Here is a 16,696-nt window from a genome sequence, read left to right on the forward strand (position 1 = left end):
CCGAAACGCATCATCGCCGCGGCGCGGCAGAACACGCAAGCGTGGATTTGGGTCAGGGCTTGCAACCGAGCCGGAGGCTCCGGTTCACCTCGTCGGCGCGGATCGCGTTGTTGCCGCTGCGGGTGGCGATCTCGATGGCGCGCGCCTGGATCGCGCATTTCTCGGCCTTGTAGCGGTCGATCATCACGTGAAGGACCTCGGTCGCTTCGAGCGGCCGCCCCTCGTCTTCGAGGATCTGCGAGAGCCGGTTCAGCTCCTGCTTGATGACGTCCTCGTTGCTCTCGGCGAGGCGCACGAAGAAGGCGGCGGCGTCTTTCGCGCTGAGCGGCTTGCGGGTGGCCGCGAGCTTGGGCGCGTCGCGGTAGATCTCGTCGACCGTGCCGGCGGGCCCGTGGATGCGGGCCGCGCTGGCGGCGCCTTCGAGCGCCTTCCACGACTCGTCGAGGCGGCTCAGCTTGTGGAGCGAGATCGCGAGCCGGTAGCCCGCGACGCTCGTGCGCTCGCTCGGCGTGTACTCGACGATGCGCGCGTAGAGCTTGTAGGCGTTCTCGTGGTCCTCTGCGTTGAAGAAGAACTCGGCGAAGTTCCAGTACGCCTCGGGCACGAGGGGGCTCTTCGGGTGCTTCTCGATGAGCTCGAAGTAAACGGGCCGCGCCGCGGCGCCCTGGCCGTACGCGACGTAGAGCCCGCCGAGCCGGAAGAGGACCTTGTCCATCTCCTTGTAGTCCGGATGATCGGCGATGAGCTTCTTGTGCGCCTTGATCGCCTCGGCGGCGTACATGTCGGCCTTCTGGATGAGCTTCTGCGCGTCGGGCTTGAGGCGCTTGACGGCGGCGGCGTTGCGCGGGGGGAGGACGGGGCCGGCCTTCGCGGGGGCCTCGGTCTCGCCTTCGGGCGCCTTCGGCTCGGCCGGCGGGGGCAGGGAGGCGACGTTCGGATCGGCGGCGAGGGCGCGGTCGCGATGGTTCTTCGAGAGCTCCGCGAGCAGCTCGCCGAGCCGAGCGAGCGCCTTGGGCCGACCCGAATCGGATTTGTCGATCGCGGAGAGGAGCTGGTTCAGCTGCGTGATCTCACCGAGCAGCGCGGCGTCCGGCCCTTGTTCGGCCTGGGGCTGAGGTTTGCCCGAGGTGCCCTCGGACGAAGGATCTTTCGGCTCGGGCGTCTCTCCGCCGCCGCACCCGGCGAGGGCGAGGGAGAGGCTGAGGCCAAAGGGGAAGAGGAGCGAGGCGGCCGTGCGCATTGCGAGCATGCTAGGCGATCTTTACCGTTCCGCATCGACCATAAGCAAGATCATGTCGCCCTCGTCGGGTCGAAACGCACAGCTCACGCCTCCTGCTTCGAGGCGAGGAGCCGCGCGAGCCGCTCGGGCTCGACACGCACGGTGAGGATCTTCTCTCGATCGAACGTGACGGCGCCGGGCGCGCTTTTCCTGGGCTTTCGGACATGCCGGCGCTCGACGTAGCTCACCTCGCAGGCGCTCTCGCCGCGTGCGTCGCTGAAATGGGCGGCGAGGGTGGCGGCGTCGACGAGCAGCTCGGCGGGACAATTCTGCCCCTTGTCGAGGGGCACGATGACATGCGCGCCGTGGATGTTCTTGGCGTGGAGCCAGAGATCGTGCGGGCGCGCATGCCGCGTGATGAGCTCGTCGTTGTCCTTGCCGCCGCGGCCGACGAGGATGGTTCGTCCGAGCGCATCACGAAACGTGTGGTACGGCCTGCGCTCCTTGTCCTGCTGGCGGGTGGCCTTGCCGCGGGAAGCGGCCTCGATCTCGGAGGCGGAGACGCCGGCGTGTTTGGCCGTCTCGGCGAGCGCGTCGAGGGCGGCGGGATCGGCCGGGGCCTCGGCGATCGCGTCGACGAGCGGGAAAACGGCCTCCCACGCGCGTTCGGTCTCGGCGAGCCGCTTCTCCATGACGGCGGCGCCGCGCTGAAGTCGCCGGGCCTTCTGAAAAAACGTCTCGGCCTGGGCCTTCGCGGGTTTGTCCGGCGCGAGAGCGACCTCGATCGTGCCGCCTTCTTCCCAGTCGTCGAGCGTGGCCTTGGTCGCGCCCTTGGGGACCTTGTTTCCCTGGGCGACGAGGAGCCGCCCGATCTTCTGGAGCCGCGGCGCATCCTGAAGGCGCGCGAGATCCTGCCGCACGGCCTCGGCGCGCCGTTCGAGGGCCTTGAGCTTGGCCTTGGCCGCACGAAGGAGGCCCGCGCGAAGGAGGTCGAGCGCGCGCGCATCGGAGGCCTCGACCATGGCGAGGCCGTGGCGTTCGAGGGTGTCGGCGGCGTCGAGCCAGCGGGATGGATCGACGCCGTCACGCGGGGGCGCGCCCTCGGGATCGAGCGGCCAGACGACGACGGCCCCGGAAGGAGACGAGACAGAGGCCTGGCCACGTCGTCCGACGCGAAGGGAGAGGCGCGCGCCGGGGAGCGCGTCGTCGGGGGGATCGAAGGTGAGGTGAAGGGCGCCGTCCTGGAGGTGGATCGAGCGAACCCGGTGATCGACGAGGTGCGCGCGCATGGCCGCGACGAGGGGGTGGGCGGAGGTGGCGCGCGCCCGCGGGAGGCGCGGGAGGAAGCCGAATCCGGTGACATGCGGGCCGAGGCCCACGCCGAGGGAGAGCCTGCGGCCGATGTAGAAGGCGAGGGTGAGGAGGCCGGTCTCCGGGCAGAGGTGGGCAGCTTCGAGGCGGGCGTCGAGAAGGGGGGCGAGGGGAGGGGGAGGCGGGTCCGAGGTGGGGGTGGTCATGACCGGGGGAGAAGGTGTATACAGGCAGGTCGATGCGAGCGGGAGCGGAGGCGCGAGCGGAGCGAGGTGGACGAGAGGGGACGGAGGTACGGTAGATTGGGCCTCATGGCGGAATGGTAGACGCCGGGGATTTAAAATCCTCTGCCCGAAAGGGCGTCCCGGTTCGAGTCCGGGTGGGGCTACTGAGCGGAAATCGGTGGTCTTTTAGCTGAGCGAGCAGGGCGGGGATCGCGGAGCGTGTCGCCTTTTCCGTCGCCTTTTCGGGTCGCATCGTGCGGGCGAGCTCGGGGATGGCGCGATCGAGCGGTGCGAGGTCGCCGAGATTGAGTTCGGCGGCGGTGCGGGCGGCGCGGCGATAGCGATTGATCCTCACGCTCGACTTGTGGCCGGTTCGATCCTGAACCCACGCCTCGGAGCGGCCGTTTGCCAGGGCGATGGTGATGAACGTCGCCCGCGTGTCGTGGATGCGGATGGGCTGGCGCGCCTTCGTGCGCTCGAACAGGGCGGCGCGGTTGATGCCGGCCGCGGTCTTGTTCTTGTCGAGGGTGATCGCGCCGCGGGCGAGGTCGCCGCGGGTCCAGCGCTGGCCGATTTCGCGGATTGTGGGGGTGAGATCGACGCGGGCAGGTTGGGCGGCGCCGGTGATTCGCTCTACTGCGGAACCTTCAACCACCCCTGAACGAGCGGCGCGGCCGGGGTCCAGGTAGGATTCGCCGCCGGCGGCGCGACGAGCCGTTGATCTTGCTCGTCGCCGCCGGGCTGCGCGGGGATTCGCTCACATGGGACCGGGGGTGCCGAAGTGGAGCGCCACGCCGGGGCCGAAGTCGAAGGACCCGTAGAGGGTGACCGAGCCGTCGCTCTCGATGGTTCCCGAGATGGCGTCGGTGTTCGTGGTATCGATATCGATCGACTGCAAGCTGCCCGTGCTGCCCGGCCTGCCCACCGTGAGCGCGCCTTCCACGTGGAGCGGCACGGTGAAGGGGTCCAGGGAGAAGGCGTTCGTGACGAGGGAGTAGGCGCCCGACGCGGGTCGCGGGATGTCGAGGCTCAGGTTGCTCGAGGAGAAGGGGGTGCCGGGGCTCGTCGAGCTCGACTGCCACGTGCCGCTCACCGGATAGGTCATATCGAGCGACACGTTGTTGATCACGATGCCGCAATTGGGAGTCCCCGGCGCGCAGTCGTAGGTGGAATAGGTGAGCGTACCGCTGAAGCTGGTGGTGGTGTAGGTGCTGCCCTGCTGGAGGGATGCCGCCAGGGTCAATGGCACGGTGATCGGTCCGACGAGCGGCGGGGGCCCCGCCTGGTTGCACATGGTCTCGGCGATGAAGCTGTCACAGTTGTCGTGCAGGATCCGGGCTGCCTCCGGATCGTTCGGGTTCTGGTTCTGTGCGTCCAGTTCGAGGGCGGCGACGCGCTCCGCGCAACTGGCCTGGCAGATCTGATCGTCGTTCAGGCCCGACAGCTCGTAGAGGATTCGGTACACCTTGAAGCCGCAGTTCGTGTCATACCCGACATACCCCGGCGTGGCATGCCACTCGTCGAGCTCCCACGTCTCGAGCCAGTAATTGAGCTGCGTGGCATTCGGGAAGGTGTAGGGGTCGGCGCTGGCCGGCGCGCTGCTGGGCTGTGCCGTGCCGTGGCAGAAGATGTGATCCAGATCCTCGTCGGGTTCGACCGTGGGCTCGGGGGCGTTCGGATCGGCGCCGTCCGCCGCCGGGCACACTTCTTCTGGCTTGTAACTGAAGGGGATGTTCCCCGGGGGCGCGTTCTTGCAGACGACCTGTTCGTCATTCACGTACCAGAGCTCCGGCATCGCCGTGGAGTTCTGGCAGAGGACCATCGTCTCCTGCAGCGTGTAGCCATTCTGGGCGCCGGCGGTCATGCACTCGCTCAAGCAGAAGGCGTCGGCCGCTTGCTGACTGTATTCGCACATCGTCCGGTAACCGTCTTGCATGGCGAGGGTGTTGCCATTGCAGAGACGGAGGGGATCGGGATCGGGGTTTGACGCCGTGGGCGCGGGGGCGGGGGCGATGCACGAGAAGACGTACCTGCAGGGCTCCTGATCGCACACCGTGGGCTCGATGCATTCGTCGGATTCATCGCCCACTTCGCAGGCGGGACAGCTCCCATCCGACTCGCAATCGTTGGGCGGGGGCGGAGGGTTGCATCCGGCGACGAGGGTGAGTCCGAGCGAGAGGAGGGCGAAGGAGAGGGAATGGAGTCGTGTCGAGCGCATGGGAGGCCTCGCAAAGCTTGGGGGATGGAGTCGGCCCGGCTCCACGCGACGGCGCACTCCTCGTGGGGGCCATCCGGTGAAGGGAAACGGGTCGACGTGGTTCGAGGCGGGTCATGGCAACCTGCGTGCCACGCTGTGGAGAGGCGTGCAGGCGGCTCTCGTGGCGCCGCGGGCGGGGAGCGCCATCGTGGGCCGTCCCCGAGCGACATGGCGCCGTGACAGCGTGGTGTCACGTGCGCGTTCCACCGTCATGCCCGCGTGACAGCCGCGGTGAGATGGGAATCGCTACGGCGCGGTCGACATGCCGGCCTCGTGCCTTCGGCACGGGTCCAGGAAAGCGCGCGCCTCGGCTTCTGTTTCGACGAACGCGACGGGGCGGGCGGATTGGCGGGGGATGTGAGCTCGCCGGAAGCCGCCGCCGGGATGGTCGCCGGGGACGCCAGGGCTTCCGCGGCCGGTGGGCATGGGCCGCGGGCGGCGATGCTGGCGGCGCTGGTCTTCGAGGCCCCTCGCGAAGTCACGAGAACGACTGCAAAATCAGCGTCGTTCCGGGCACTTTCGCCCATGCGAGGGGGTTCCACGAAGTGCCCGGGAGAAGACGGGACGAGGCGTGGCGGGAATGAATTCGTGGTAACGCTCTGGTAACGGGGACGAGCGGACTCGCCCTCGAACCCTTGGTCGGAGCGCGTGTCAGAACATGTGACACTGGGACGGCTCACGAGCGCTCGCCATCCTCGGTGCGCACGCGGAGCCCTCGCGGGCGCGCGCAGGGCCGTCTCGACCCGCCAGACGCCCTCCGCGCCGCGTCGCGAGCCTCCATTAAAAAATGTTAAGTGGGCGGCCGGCGCTGCTGCTTCAAGCTCGAGCCCTCGTGGACTCACTCTTTCGCAAACGCCACGACGTAACCCCCCACGAAGTAGCACCAACCCTTGCCCATTCGAGCGCTCCCGGCCCCGCGGGGCATCGGACCCGGGACCTCCGCGCTTCCAGGATGTTATGAGGGCGCGGTCGGCGTCGTCAGATACCGTCTTCGAGCGCACCACCGAGACCAGGCACCGGATGCAAACCGCCTCCGTTCGCCACCTGTGTGCCTTGCTGGTGGGCCTGTCCTGCATCGCCGTTTCGAGCCGTGCCCATGCCACGGATGAGGAGGGTTGGAACGGAGCCTTCGTACCTTTCCTGGCGCTCCTGGGTGCCATCCCGGGAGCGGTACCGTACCTGGCGACGTTCTCCACCAAGGATCCTGGTTACGGGACGCTGGGGATGGACATGGGCGCTGGCCAGCGCATGACTGCATTTGCCGTGAGCGTCGACTTTGGCGGCTACCCTCGCCAGGATTCCCGCTTCGGTTTCATGGGACGCTCGCATTTCGACGCGTTCGGCAAGTCGGGGCTCATGGGGCTTCGCCTCGACGCGCTGGCCCTCGTGACCGTGGTGGGCAACGCGCGCGGCCCGTTGGTCCTGGAGGGGATCGGAGGCCTGACCGTCGCACCTCACTGGCTGTGGAAATCGGCCCTCGATTCGACCGTGTACGCCGGAGTGGGGCCGGCAGCCGGTATGCGCATTCGCGCCGTCGCCGAGCGCCCCAGGCTCGATGCAGACCTCGAGCTGCTGTACACGCCGCTCTTCGGAGAGCCGCTGAGCGAGCGGCTCCACCATGCGAGCGCCATCGGCGCGCTCGGCTTCTCCCCCGGCGGCGGATACTGGGATGCGTTCACGTTCGAGCTTCGCGGACGTGTCGAATGGGCGTGGGGCGGCGCCGACGCGGGAGGCGGTCGGCCCGATGCGAGCCTGGTGGGTGGGATGCGGTTTCATCTGGGCCGGCTCAACCGAGGCCGCAGCGCACGTGTGACCGCCGAAGCAGCCAAGCGCTGACCCACGTTTTCTCGCCATGCCGTGAATCACTGACCCGCTGCGTCTCGCCGGTCCCGCGCTCTCCCTGACGCCCGGGACCGGATCGAACGAATGCCCAGAATCAGTCCACCCCTCACCCCGCGGGCCGCGCGCGGCGCTTCGCGCGGCAAAGGGCGAGCGCGGCCAGGGCGACGGTGATCCCGAGCGGCGCGCCTTCGTTCGAGCTTCCCGCGGCGGACACGGAGCAGCCCTTTTTCTCGGCCACGGACGCGGTCGCGGCGGACGGCGTGGGCGCCGGCGTTTTTGCGTCGGCGGCCTGCGGGGTCGCGGTCTTCGCCGCGGTCGGGGCATTCGCGCCCACCACGCAGCGGAGCCGCTGCCGCCCCCCGAGGGCCTCGGAGGCGACGCACGTGCCGGCCGCGCCTGCGGGCTCGGCGCACGCATCACCGGCGGCCTTGTTTTGACAGGCCTCTTCCGCCGGTCCGATCAAGTCCGCGGCCGCGGAGGCAGGGCCGACGAGCACGGCGATCGCGAGGAGAGCGCCGGAAAGCCGGCGCGCGAGGGAGGGTTTGTCTTGGGAAATGGGAGCGTGCATCCTGCACACCTCGCTCCTTCGCCCGGCGAAGTCAAGGGTGACGGGGCGCGGGATTCCTCAAGCAAGGCAAGCACTCCCCTCGTCGTATCCCAGCGGTTCCCCCACCATGCCCGAGCCGCTCGGCAACCGCGTCGGAGCGATGCCTCGAGCGTCCCCGCCCTCCCCTCTCCGAGCCCGAGCCCTCGGCAACCGCCTCCGCGCGGATCCCCATCGCGTCTACACCCTCGGCAACCGCCTCCGCGCGGATCCCCATCGCGTCCTCACCCTCGGCAACCGCCTCCGCGCGGATCCCCATCGCGTCCTCACCCTCGGCAACCGCGTCTTTGCCCTCGGCAACCGCGTCTTCGCCCTCGGCAACCGCGTCTTCGCCCTCGGCAACCGCGTCTTCGCCCTCGGCAACCGCGTCTTCGCCCTCGGCAACCGCGTCTTCGCCCTTGGTCACCGCGTCCTCACCCTTGCCAACCGCGTCCGCGCGATTCCCCCCGGCGTCCTGGACCTCCGGAACCGCGTCCGCGCGATTCCCCCCCGGAGGCCTGGACCTCCGGAACCGCGTCCGCGCAGCCCCCGCTCCCTTGGGGCGCGCCGCATTCACACGTGGTACACGACCGATTGTCGGTCACCAAGCCTGAACCAGCGCAGCGATGACTTCAGGGCAGGATGATGAGGGCCTTGGACTCTTCCTGGCTGCCGAAGCGGGCGGTGATTGGGACCGTTCCCTCGTCGATCGCGGTCACGAGGCCGTCAGGGGAGACCGTGGCGGTCGCCGCGTCGCTCGAGCTCCACTCGACATCGGCGTGCCTGGACATCTCCCCGTTCGACGTCCCGTCGGAAGACCTCACCTTCAGCGTGTGCTGAAGCGTCTCACCCTTCTTCATCGAGCTCGTGTCGGGGGTGAGATGGTGGCAAGCCGTGCCTATTTCTTGAGCTTGCCGGCCGCCTCGATTTTTTTGAGCTCGCTGTGTCCGCCGACGAGGATGCCATCGATGAACACCATCGGGAAGGTTGGAAAACCTGCCCAGAGCTTGATGGCGAGGCGTTCCTTCCAGCGGGAAAAGTAGCTTCCGTATTCGAGATACGTATACTTGACGCCTGCCTGGTCGAGCAATTTGCGGGCGTTTTTCACGACCGGATTTTGCGCCATGCCGACGACGACGACGGGATCACGCGTGACCGCGGCTGCGACTTCGTCGACAATGCCTCGGTGGAAAGATGCGATGAGGTCGTGGACCTCGGGGGAAACCTTGTCGCTCGGAAGGGTGGGGCGAGTGCTCATGGTCACACTCGTGTAGTCCAACCACGAGCATGTTGCAACGTGCTTGCCCTTCGCGGTCAAGGTCGACGGGGGCGAGACTCAATCCACGGAGACGCGCGCGACCCCGCGTCCGGAACCGCAACCGTCCCTGACGAATGAGTCATTGCCCACGAGCGAAGGAACGCTGAACTTTTCTCGCCCAATCCTCCAGCACCTGTGTCGCCTCGCGTGCCGGAAGATACCTCAGCTTGTCGAACTCGCGCGACAAGTCGTCGTCATTGGCACCTGTAAACATGAACATGGGCACGACATCGAGCGCTGCCGCAATGCGGTAAATGGGGATCATCGTCGCGTTGACGCGGGCGCGCTCGATGCTCGATAGATACCCCCTGGACAAGCCGCTCGCCTCCGCGAGCTCCGCCTGCGTCATCCCCCGATGCAGGCGCAACTCACGGACGCGGGCACCCACCCGGACACGAGTCTCTTGAGCGTCGCGTTTTTCTTGTCGAGGCACAGTCTGGTCCTTCCCGACGGAGGTCGTCAACCCACCCCTACCACGCCTTGCCTCCACCGACAAACCCTTCCGTCAAACCCGATTGTCCGGTCACACGGTAGCGGCGGCAGAGGCCCGATGATCCGACTCTCCTGGGTTTGTCTCCGGCCTTGACGCGTCACAAGGCGCTCGGTAGCATCACTCCAAGATGCACGTCCGCCTCTACCTCGCTGCATGGCTCGTGACGTTGGCGACTGCCGCATCGTTCCTGGGGGCCGGTTGCTGGTTTGACGACGGCGATCCCGGTTCTGATTGCGCGCCGGGGACGCCCCCGAAGTGTTGTCCATGCCCTTGGCCGGAGGACTGCCCGGACGGTGCTCCTCCGCCGCTCCCCGAGTGCGTCGATGGCGGCACCGAGGCGGGCGATGGCTCGCAATCCTCCTGCACGGATGGGACGTGCGTGGTCCCTGCTCCCGACTGGCCGCCCGTGTTGCTCGCCACCGGCGCAGAGATCGACGTGCCCTTTTGTCCGGAGGACGCGCCTGAGATCGCCTTCGAGGGAAGACCCGCCCCGGCGTGGGGGCCCGTATGCCCGACGTGCACGTGTGATTCACCCGTAGGAGGAGGATGCCACGTGCCCACGACGTGGACGGTGACCTCCGATTCATGTGCGGGCGGCGGTGTCAATACTCCTTTCGACCCTCCTGCGAGTTGGGAAGGTGGTTGTTCCGCGACGAACTCCATCCCGGCAGGTCTCCAGTGTGGCGGCGTGCCGTGTGTCGGAGGGATCGACATCTCCGCGCCCACCATCGAGGAGCCGCCCTGTACGCCACATGGCAGTGATCCTCCGCCCGGACCGGCCCGTTTGGTCCCCGAAGGGTTTGGCGCGCCGTTCGCCCGCGCCTGCGCCCGTGCGCCTTGGCCGGCATGTGAAGGAGAGGACGAGGTTTGTCTGCCGCTCTCGGGCGCGCCGTTTGCCATGTGCTTGATGCACGCGGGCGACGAACCGTGTCCCGAAGGCTGGCCGGACAAGCGCCTCCTCTACGGACAGGTCGACGATCAGCGGCAGTGCGAGGCTTGCTCGTGTGATCCGCCGACCGGCGCGATGTGCTCCGTCAAGGTCCACGTGTACAGCGACGCGGCGTGCATGACGGAGCGTTTGGCCGTTGACATTTCGCCCGAGATGGGAGGGGGCTGCTTCCCTCTGATGTCTGGCGTCGCGCTCGCTGGCATCGCAGCCGAGGTGCTCGCCTATCAGCCTGGCACCTGCGAACCGCACGGCAGCGAACCGGTCGGCGAGGTCTTCCTCGCGGGCGCGACGACGTTCTGCTGCCGCGAGCCCATGATCTGAATCGGATCAGAACCAGTAAAGGAGCGACGCACCGAAGTTTGCCGTCACCGGCTCGGTGCGCCATCGCGTCGGTTTCTCTTCGGCTTTGAACCTCGATCGAAAGAGGTTTCCAGCGAGCTCTGCGTCCATTCGGATCTTCAGTCGATCGCCGATCGGATGTTCGAGGAGCCCGCGGATGGCGACGCCGAAGAAGTGGAGGCGGATCGGGGTGGGGTACGTCCGGTTCACGGTCTCGGCCCACGTTGCGCCGGCCACGATCAGTCCGCACACGCCAAACGATCCGCGCAGATAGCAGGGGCCGAGCGTGGTCGAGGCCGTGTGCACATGCACGAGCGTCGTTCCGAGAGGCCGCGTGCTCCGCGGAAACGTCGCGCGCGCATTCGCCTCGATCGTCCACCGCTCTGCGACGCGATACCCGCCGCCGATGTGCGCGCCGCCGACGACCTCGGGGGTGATGCCGACCGCGAACAGCCCTCCGGCCCCGAGGAACCATCGACGCTCGACCGGCAGCGGGGGCGAGGGAGGCTCCGTGGGCGTCGATGGCGGCGGAGCTGCGGGCGGAGGCGGCTTCGGCGCGGGGCAGGGCTCGGTCCCCATTGCAGGCACCGGTGGCTCCTCCGGGGGCGGCGTTTCGCGCTTCTCCATCCAGAGCGCCGCTGCGAGCGCCGCCTTGTAGAGCACCTCGTGGCAACACGTCGCGGCCGGGTATTCGCGATGGATGGTGTCGAGCACCTGGTCGTCGCGGTCCTTGAACACGAGATCCACGCCGTACCCACCCGTTGACGTTCGGACGATGCGCGCCGAAAGGACCCGGGACGCAGGTGGCTCCAGAAGCGGCTGCGCGAGCACGAGATCGAGGAGGCCCTCGAAGTCCTCGAGGCGGTCGCACGCCGGGAGCCGCTTCGCAGAGAGCTCCACCCGGTAGTGGGACGGCTCGGCGTTCGCGGGGGCTTCGGCCAACATGGCGAATGCGGGAGCCAGGACCGTAAAACCTAGTTTTGTGTGCCGTTTGGTTCGGTGGAACACGGTCTCCCGGAATTTTTCGGGGTGCATGTCGATCGTTGAAGGGATTTGGGCCTCATCGACCCTCTCATGGGTGAGGGGACGTTGGCGCGACCCCGAGAGGTTTTACCGTGAACCAACCCAAAAAAGAAGAATACGATGAGCTGATCGCGCTCGTCCCGATTCTTTATGAACGAGCCGTAGCGAAGGGGGTTCGCGAACAGGACGCCGAGGATATCGTCGCGAATGTTTTTGTCGACGTGTATGCACGGGAGAAACCACTGCCGAGCGCGCCGGACGAACGGAAGAAGATCGTTCTGGCAATCCTGAGTTTCCGCATCCTGACGCACATCAAGGAGCGCAGGGCGTTGGCGCGGCAGGAGCTCGTCGAGGGGCCAGCCATGGAGTTGCTCGTGCCCGATTCGCGGGATGCGATCATGGCTTTGGAGGAGCGCCAGAGGATCGAGGCGATCTGGTCGCGGCTGCGGCCGGAGTATCGGCTCGCCATTGAGGGCAACGCACTCGGGGAGAACGCCCAGGAGACCGCAGCGAGGATCGGCGCGAGCGTCAAGTCCGTCGAGACGTGGCTGCGTCGTGGTCGAAAGATGGCTCTTTTTGAGCTGACGACGCTCGACACGATCAAGCGGCCCCGCGGCATTCGCAGCGTGGTGGTCCTGGTCGGGCTCGGGAGTTTCCTCGCGGCGGCGAGAGGGGCCGAGGCATTCGAGGGGCGGGTGCGCGGGTTCTTTCGTGTCAGCGCGCGTGTGCTTGGCGCGCCGCTCCGCGTATTGCCGAGCGTGGCGGCCGGCGTCCTCGCATTGGTCATCACGCAGCCGAGGCCATCCGCTTCGGCGAATGAACCGGGGGCGGTCGTGGTGCAGGCGGAGCCGAGGGGGAATGCGGAGGCGCCGCGGATGGAGTCGAGCGCATGTGCGCCTCCTCCGGTGATGTTGTCGTCGGTCACGATTGTCTCTGTGCCGACGACGAAGCCGCGGTCCGGCGCGAATCCGTCCGATAGACCGAGCTCCGATACGGCTTCGCTGTCGGATGCATGGCTCTTCAAGGCGAAAGCGGCATTGCGTCGTGGGAATGCTCGACGTGTCCTGGAGCTCGTGGAGCTCGACGCACGCGCGAGACGGCAGCCGGACGAGGATCGGGAGAACCTTCGCGCCGCGGCGCTCCGGGCCTTGGCCGGCCAGCGCTGACGCGCGGATCGGGTTCGTCGAAAAGATACGTTGCGCGCTCCCGGAAGGGCGCGAGGGCACCTCTCTGGGCGAGCTGCGCCCGTTGCACCCTTCCGGGAGCGATTTTATCGGATCACGAGCATCACGAGGGCGACGGCTGCTTCGCGGAGTCGCGTTTCGTCTCGGCATGAGGAAGGGAGATCCCGCGCGTGGTCGCCGCCCTCGTGATGCTCGTGATTCACCCACGTCACGGAGATGCGTTCCTGTCGCAGGAACTTTGCCGAGCGATACGTCCCGACGAACCCCTGCGCGTCGTCATTGGAACGATTGTGCTTGACTTTTCGAATCAATTTGATTCATTTCACGCCTGGTGTCGCATCCTCAATCAGTGGTCCAGCCGACGCTGCGGCACGGAGACTTTTTCGGCACGCGTGAGGTGCGCCGCGACGTCGCGGGCTTCTCGCTTTCGATTGCGGCGGCGGATCCAGCGCGGCCGGTCGCGCGTCACACGCACGAGGACGCGCACTTCATCTTGCTGCTCGACGGCCATTATGTGTCGTCGGCGCGTGGTGCGGGGCACCTGCACGCGGAGCCCGCGCTGATCTACAACCCGCCGGGGACGACGCACCAGGACACATTCCCGGAGCACTGCGGCCGGTTTGCGGGCGTGTCGGTGTCGGCGGCGCGGTTCGCGGAGGCGGCGGATGTGGCGGTGCCGAGCGAGGCGGCAATCCGCATGTGGGAGCCGGGGGCCCTCGCGATCGCGCACCGGATCGCGGCGTCCGCAGCGCAAGGGGGCGACGCGCTGGCGCTCGAGGCGTTATGCCTGGAGCTGGTCGGCGCGTTCAGCCGCGCGCACGCGGTGGAGCGGCGGCCACCGCGCTGGCTCACGCGGGCGCGCGAGGTGCTGCACGATCGGTCGCGCGACGAGCTGACGATGGCGGAGGTCGCGGCGGCGGCGGGGGTGCACCCGGTCTACCTCGCGCGCATGTTCCGGCGGTTCTTTGGCTGTACGCCGGGCGACTACGTACGGCGCTGCCGGATCGAGCGCGCGGCGCTGCTGGTACGAACGACCGGGCGGCCGCTCGCGGAAATCGCGACGGCGTGTGGCTACGTCGACCAGAGCCACCTGACGCGCACGTTCGCGCGGACGTTCGCGACGAGCCCGGGCGCGTACCGCCGGCAGTACCGTGGCTAGCCCGCAGGCGGAGCACGAAGTTGCGCGCGTACAAGACGCGGAGGGCGCGACATGACAAGGCGATGGGCATGTGGATCGTGCTCATTGCCTTGTTTCTGTGGGGATGTGGCGCCAGACCGGCGCGCCACGACGGTATTGCCGAGGCGCTCGCGCGCGGCGACGCGCCGAAGACAACGAGTGTGCTCGCCATGCGCGGCGGTCAGGTCGAGTACGAGCAATACTTCGCCGGCGCGACGCCGGAGACGCTGCATGACACGCGCTCGGCGACGAAATCGTTGACGGCGCTCGCGGTCGGGATCGCGATCGAGCGCCACGCGCTGCCGGGGCTCGACGCGCCGGCGTTCGCGTACCTGGCGGACCTCGCGCCGTTCGCGCACGACGAGCCGGGCAAGGCGGCGATCACGATTGAGGACCTGTTGACGATGTCGTCGGCGCTCGACTGCAACGACGACGATGAAGCATCGCCCGGCAACGAGGAGAACATGTACCCGAAAGAGGTATGGGGGCGGTGGGCGGTCGACCTGCCGGTGCGCGCGGGCTACCAGCGCGACGCGAGCGGGCGCGGGCCGTGGCATTACTGCACCGCGGGTGTCTTCCTGCTCGGCCAGATCGTCCAGCGCGCAGCGCAGCAGCCGATCGACCGCTTCATGGCGGAGCACCTGTTCGCGCCGCTCGGGATCACGCGTTGGGAGTTCTCGAGATCGCCGAGCGGCGAGATCATGACGGGCGGAGGGCTGCGGCTGCGCACGCGCGATCTCGCGGCGATCGCGCGGCTCGTGCTCGCGCACGGCCGGGCGGGCGAGGGGCAGGTCGTGCCCGCGGCCTTCGTCGACGCGGCGCTGAAGGTGCACCGCGAGGCGATGCCCGAGCAGCACTACGGCTACCTCTTCTGGACGCGCGTGTATCAGACGCCGTGCGGCGCGCATACGGGCTGGTTCATGGGCGGCAACGGCGGCAACGCGGTGGTGATGTTCCCGGCGCTCGACGCGGCGGTGGTCGTGACCCGCACGAACTACAACATGCGCGGCATGCACCAGCAGACGACGCACCTGATCGAGGACGCGATCCTCCCGATGCTGGCGTGCAGGCGGTGAGCGGCGTTCACCACGTCCCACCTGTCTCGTCATGTCCACGCATCTTTTGAGCCCTCCAAAAGCCAGCCATAACCTGTCCCAAAGCGGAGAGGCCCGCTCTCCCCGAGATCGGGCCTCTCACCAAACCTGAATCAGCGCTGACTTCAGGGCAGGATGACGAGGGACTCGGACTCTTCCTGGCCGCCGAAGCGGGCGGTGATTGTGACCGTTCCTTCGTCGATCGCGGTCACGAGGCCGTCAGCGGAGACCGTGGCGGTCGCCGCGTCGCTCGAGATCCACTCGACATCGGCGTGGCTGGACATATCCCCGTCCGACGTCCCGTCGGAATACATCACCTTCAGCGTGTACTGAAGCGTCTCACCCTTCTTCATCGAGCTCGTGTCGGGGGTGAGATCGAGGTCCGAGACCGTCTTGTTGTCCTCATCGCCGCAACCGACGGCGGCAACCATCGACATCGCCGAGAACGCCATGGCGAAAAGCATGCGATACAGTTTCATTTTTCTTTGCTCCTGGGGGCTACCCGCCCTTTGATGTCCGGCGGTTCGCCATACACGTCGCGTGCCGACGTCGAAGCGGCATTTTTCTGCCCATGGATGTGCAACTTGTGCCCGGAAATTACGTTACGGGAATTTTTCACGGTATTCCTTGCGACAAGTGCCCCCTGTAACAGATCCCAACGATCTTCCATTATAACGGCAAACATTCGCAGGTTTCATGACCTCGACCCAGCGCAACACGCCCGTGCTCTCGCCCTCACAGCGGGTGGCTATTTTACCAGATGCGCCACGGAAAGGTTTGTCAGCGTGCGCCAAACCGTTACGTGCTGGACGTCAAAGGGGCGGCCCTGGCAGCGGGGAATCTTTCAGGACACCAGCGCCACCGCATCGGGACCGGCTGGGAAACGGAGCTTCCCCGTCGCGTCGTTCGCGGCACGCCACACCACATCGGCCACGTCGGCCTCGCTCGTCACTGCAGCCGTCTGCCCAAGAGAAGCGAAGATGCGCTTTGCGAAAGGCGTGTAAGCCTCCTGGAGGCAGGTGACTTCGTCCTCTTGCCGGCGACGCTGTCAGCTCGCGCGTTCGTGGACGGTGGCCTAGCCTGCGGCCGTTGATGAAGGGAGGCCAGCGTCTCGACCGTCACGCGCGTGTCTTGGATGCCGCTGTCCTCGTGAAGCATCCGTGCTATCGACTCGGCCACCTCTGGGAAATCGGTCGCTGCATCTCGGGCGACGTCCTTCCAGCAATTCACATACAGCCGCTCGACCCCGTCCGTGCCGCAAAACGATACGCGACGGAAGCTTCCCTCTTGGGACGGGCCGTCCGGAGCAGGGCCTTCGCATCGCCAATGTTCAAAGGCTCGACATCGATGATCGGAGACCACGTGGGATCCGCGGTTCGAGGCGGACGCTCCTTGTCGGCATGGTCACGCTTATGAAACATGTCATCGAACATCGAGCGCGCGTAGTATTCGAGCGACTTTCTCAAGTCCCCTCGATGTTCCTCGCGCAGGTCGAGATGGAGGTCGGGAAAGAAGAAAAACCACCACACCACATTCTTCGGCTCATCGACGAGCTCGGCGCATTCCTCCTCGTCGCGGCAAACCTTCAGGTGGGAAGGCAATTGTAACGTGACTCCAAACCGTCCAGTTTGCAGGGACTCGATCACATGCATGGAATCCGTCCTCGGCTGCGTATCGTCTTCC

17 protein-coding genes and 1 tRNA gene are annotated in these 16,696 nt (G+C 67.2%); 7 read left to right on the forward strand and 11 right to left on the reverse strand.

Annotated elements, in window-relative coordinates:
* Positions 1–52 precede the first annotated feature (52 nt).
* Both POL67_RS09405 and POL67_RS09410 read right to left on the reverse strand, forming a co-directional pair.
* A complete protein-coding gene (locus POL67_RS09405; protein WP_271916873.1) occupies positions 53–1,249 on the reverse strand; it encodes a tol-pal system YbgF family protein in 1,197 nt (398 codons plus the stop codon).
* A gap of 74 nt (positions 1,250–1,323) precedes the next feature.
* Positions 1,324–2,736: an NFACT RNA binding domain-containing protein gene (locus POL67_RS09410; protein WP_271916875.1), complete on the reverse strand. Its 1,413-nt coding sequence runs from the start codon at positions 2,734–2,736 to the stop codon at positions 1,324–1,326.
* A gap of 99 nt (positions 2,737–2,835) precedes the next feature.
* On the opposite strand from POL67_RS09410, the gene POL67_RS09415 reads away from it, so the two are divergent.
* Both POL67_RS09415 and POL67_RS09420 read left to right on the forward strand, forming a co-directional pair.
* Positions 2,836–2,918, forward strand: a tRNA-Leu gene (locus tag POL67_RS09415).
* A gap of 200 nt (positions 2,919–3,118) precedes the next feature.
* Positions 3,119–3,415, forward strand: a complete 297-nt coding sequence (locus POL67_RS09420; protein WP_271916878.1) for a hypothetical protein — start codon at positions 3,119–3,121, stop codon at positions 3,413–3,415.
* 96 nt (positions 3,416–3,511) lie between these two features.
* On the opposite strand, the gene POL67_RS09425 is transcribed toward POL67_RS09420, so the two are convergent.
* Positions 3,512–4,972: a hypothetical protein gene (locus tag POL67_RS09425; protein ID WP_271916880.1), complete on the reverse strand. Its 1,461-nt coding sequence runs from the start codon at positions 4,970–4,972 to the stop codon at positions 3,512–3,514.
* Between the two features lie 1,059 nt (positions 4,973–6,031).
* Here POL67_RS09425 and POL67_RS09430 point away from each other — a divergent pair.
* On the forward strand, positions 6,032–6,847 hold the full coding sequence (locus POL67_RS09430) for a hypothetical protein (RefSeq protein ID WP_271916882.1): 816 nt from the start codon (positions 6,032–6,034) through the stop codon (positions 6,845–6,847).
* Between the two features lie 112 nt (positions 6,848–6,959).
* Here POL67_RS09430 and POL67_RS09435 read toward each other — a convergent pair whose 3' ends face one another.
* The 5 genes from POL67_RS09435 to POL67_RS09455 all read right to left on the reverse strand — a co-directional run bounded on the left by POL67_RS09435 (position 6,960) and on the right by POL67_RS09455 (position 9,244).
* Positions 6,960–7,421, reverse strand: coding sequence for a hypothetical protein (locus POL67_RS09435; RefSeq protein WP_271916884.1), 462 nt, complete (start codon positions 7,419–7,421; stop codon positions 6,960–6,962).
* A gap of 31 nt (positions 7,422–7,452) precedes the next feature.
* A complete protein-coding gene (locus tag POL67_RS09440) occupies positions 7,453–7,863 on the reverse strand; it encodes a hypothetical protein (RefSeq protein ID WP_271916886.1) in 411 nt (136 codons plus the stop codon).
* 205 nt (positions 7,864–8,068) lie between these two features.
* Positions 8,069–8,440 carry an Ig-like domain-containing protein gene (locus tag POL67_RS09445; RefSeq protein WP_276076363.1) on the reverse strand — a complete coding sequence of 124 codons (372 nt, stop codon included), beginning with the start codon at positions 8,438–8,440 and terminating at the stop codon, positions 8,069–8,071.
* On the reverse strand, positions 8,335–8,754 hold the full coding sequence (locus tag POL67_RS09450; protein ID WP_271916888.1) for a thioredoxin domain-containing protein: 420 nt from the start codon (positions 8,752–8,754) through the stop codon (positions 8,335–8,337). Before POL67_RS09450 ends, POL67_RS09445 begins: the two co-directional genes overlap by 106 nt.
* Before the next feature lie 79 nt (positions 8,755–8,833).
* Positions 8,834–9,244, reverse strand: a complete 411-nt coding sequence (locus POL67_RS09455) for a helix-turn-helix domain-containing protein (protein ID WP_308789518.1) — start codon at positions 9,242–9,244, stop codon at positions 8,834–8,836.
* 556 nt (positions 9,245–9,800) lie between these two features.
* Here POL67_RS09455 and POL67_RS09460 point away from each other — a divergent pair.
* On the forward strand, positions 9,801–10,517 hold the full coding sequence (locus POL67_RS09460; RefSeq protein WP_271916893.1) for a hypothetical protein: 717 nt from the start codon (positions 9,801–9,803) through the stop codon (positions 10,515–10,517).
* 6 nt (positions 10,518–10,523) lie between these two features.
* Here the strand turns inward: POL67_RS09460 and POL67_RS09465 are convergent, their stop codons facing one another.
* Positions 10,524–11,480: a hypothetical protein gene (locus POL67_RS09465; protein WP_271916894.1), complete on the reverse strand. Its 957-nt coding sequence runs from the start codon at positions 11,478–11,480 to the stop codon at positions 10,524–10,526.
* A gap of 170 nt (positions 11,481–11,650) precedes the next feature.
* Here POL67_RS09465 and POL67_RS09470 point away from each other — a divergent pair, with 170 nt between their 5' ends.
* The 3 genes from POL67_RS09470 to POL67_RS09480 all read left to right on the forward strand — a co-directional run bounded on the left by POL67_RS09470 (position 11,651) and on the right by POL67_RS09480 (position 14,995).
* The gene (locus POL67_RS09470) at positions 11,651–12,724 is read left to right on the forward strand and encodes an RNA polymerase sigma factor (RefSeq protein ID WP_271916895.1); all 1,074 of its coding nucleotides are present in this window, start codon (positions 11,651–11,653) and stop codon (positions 12,722–12,724) included.
* A 367-nt stretch (positions 12,725–13,091) separates the two neighbouring features.
* Positions 13,092–13,901, forward strand: coding sequence for a helix-turn-helix transcriptional regulator (locus POL67_RS53505; RefSeq protein ID WP_271916896.1), 810 nt, complete (start codon positions 13,092–13,094; stop codon positions 13,899–13,901).
* 68 nt (positions 13,902–13,969) lie between these two features.
* A complete protein-coding gene (locus POL67_RS09480) occupies positions 13,970–14,995 on the forward strand; it encodes a serine hydrolase domain-containing protein (protein WP_271916897.1) in 1,026 nt (341 codons plus the stop codon).
* 143 nt (positions 14,996–15,138) lie between these two features.
* On the opposite strand, the gene POL67_RS09485 is transcribed toward POL67_RS09480, so the two are convergent.
* Together POL67_RS09485 and POL67_RS09490 are read right to left on the reverse strand one after the other, a co-directional pair.
* On the reverse strand, positions 15,139–15,492 hold the full coding sequence (locus POL67_RS09485) for an Ig-like domain-containing protein (protein ID WP_271916898.1): 354 nt from the start codon (positions 15,490–15,492) through the stop codon (positions 15,139–15,141).
* Between the two features lie 747 nt (positions 15,493–16,239).
* On the reverse strand, positions 16,240–16,665 hold the full coding sequence (locus tag POL67_RS09490; RefSeq protein ID WP_271916899.1) for a hypothetical protein: 426 nt from the start codon (positions 16,663–16,665) through the stop codon (positions 16,240–16,242).
* Between the last annotated feature and the right edge of the window lie 31 nt (positions 16,666–16,696).

The organism is Polyangium mundeleinium, from assembly GCF_028369105.1.
Classification (GTDB): Bacteria; Myxococcota_A; Polyangia; order Polyangiales; family Polyangiaceae; genus Polyangium; species Polyangium mundeleinium.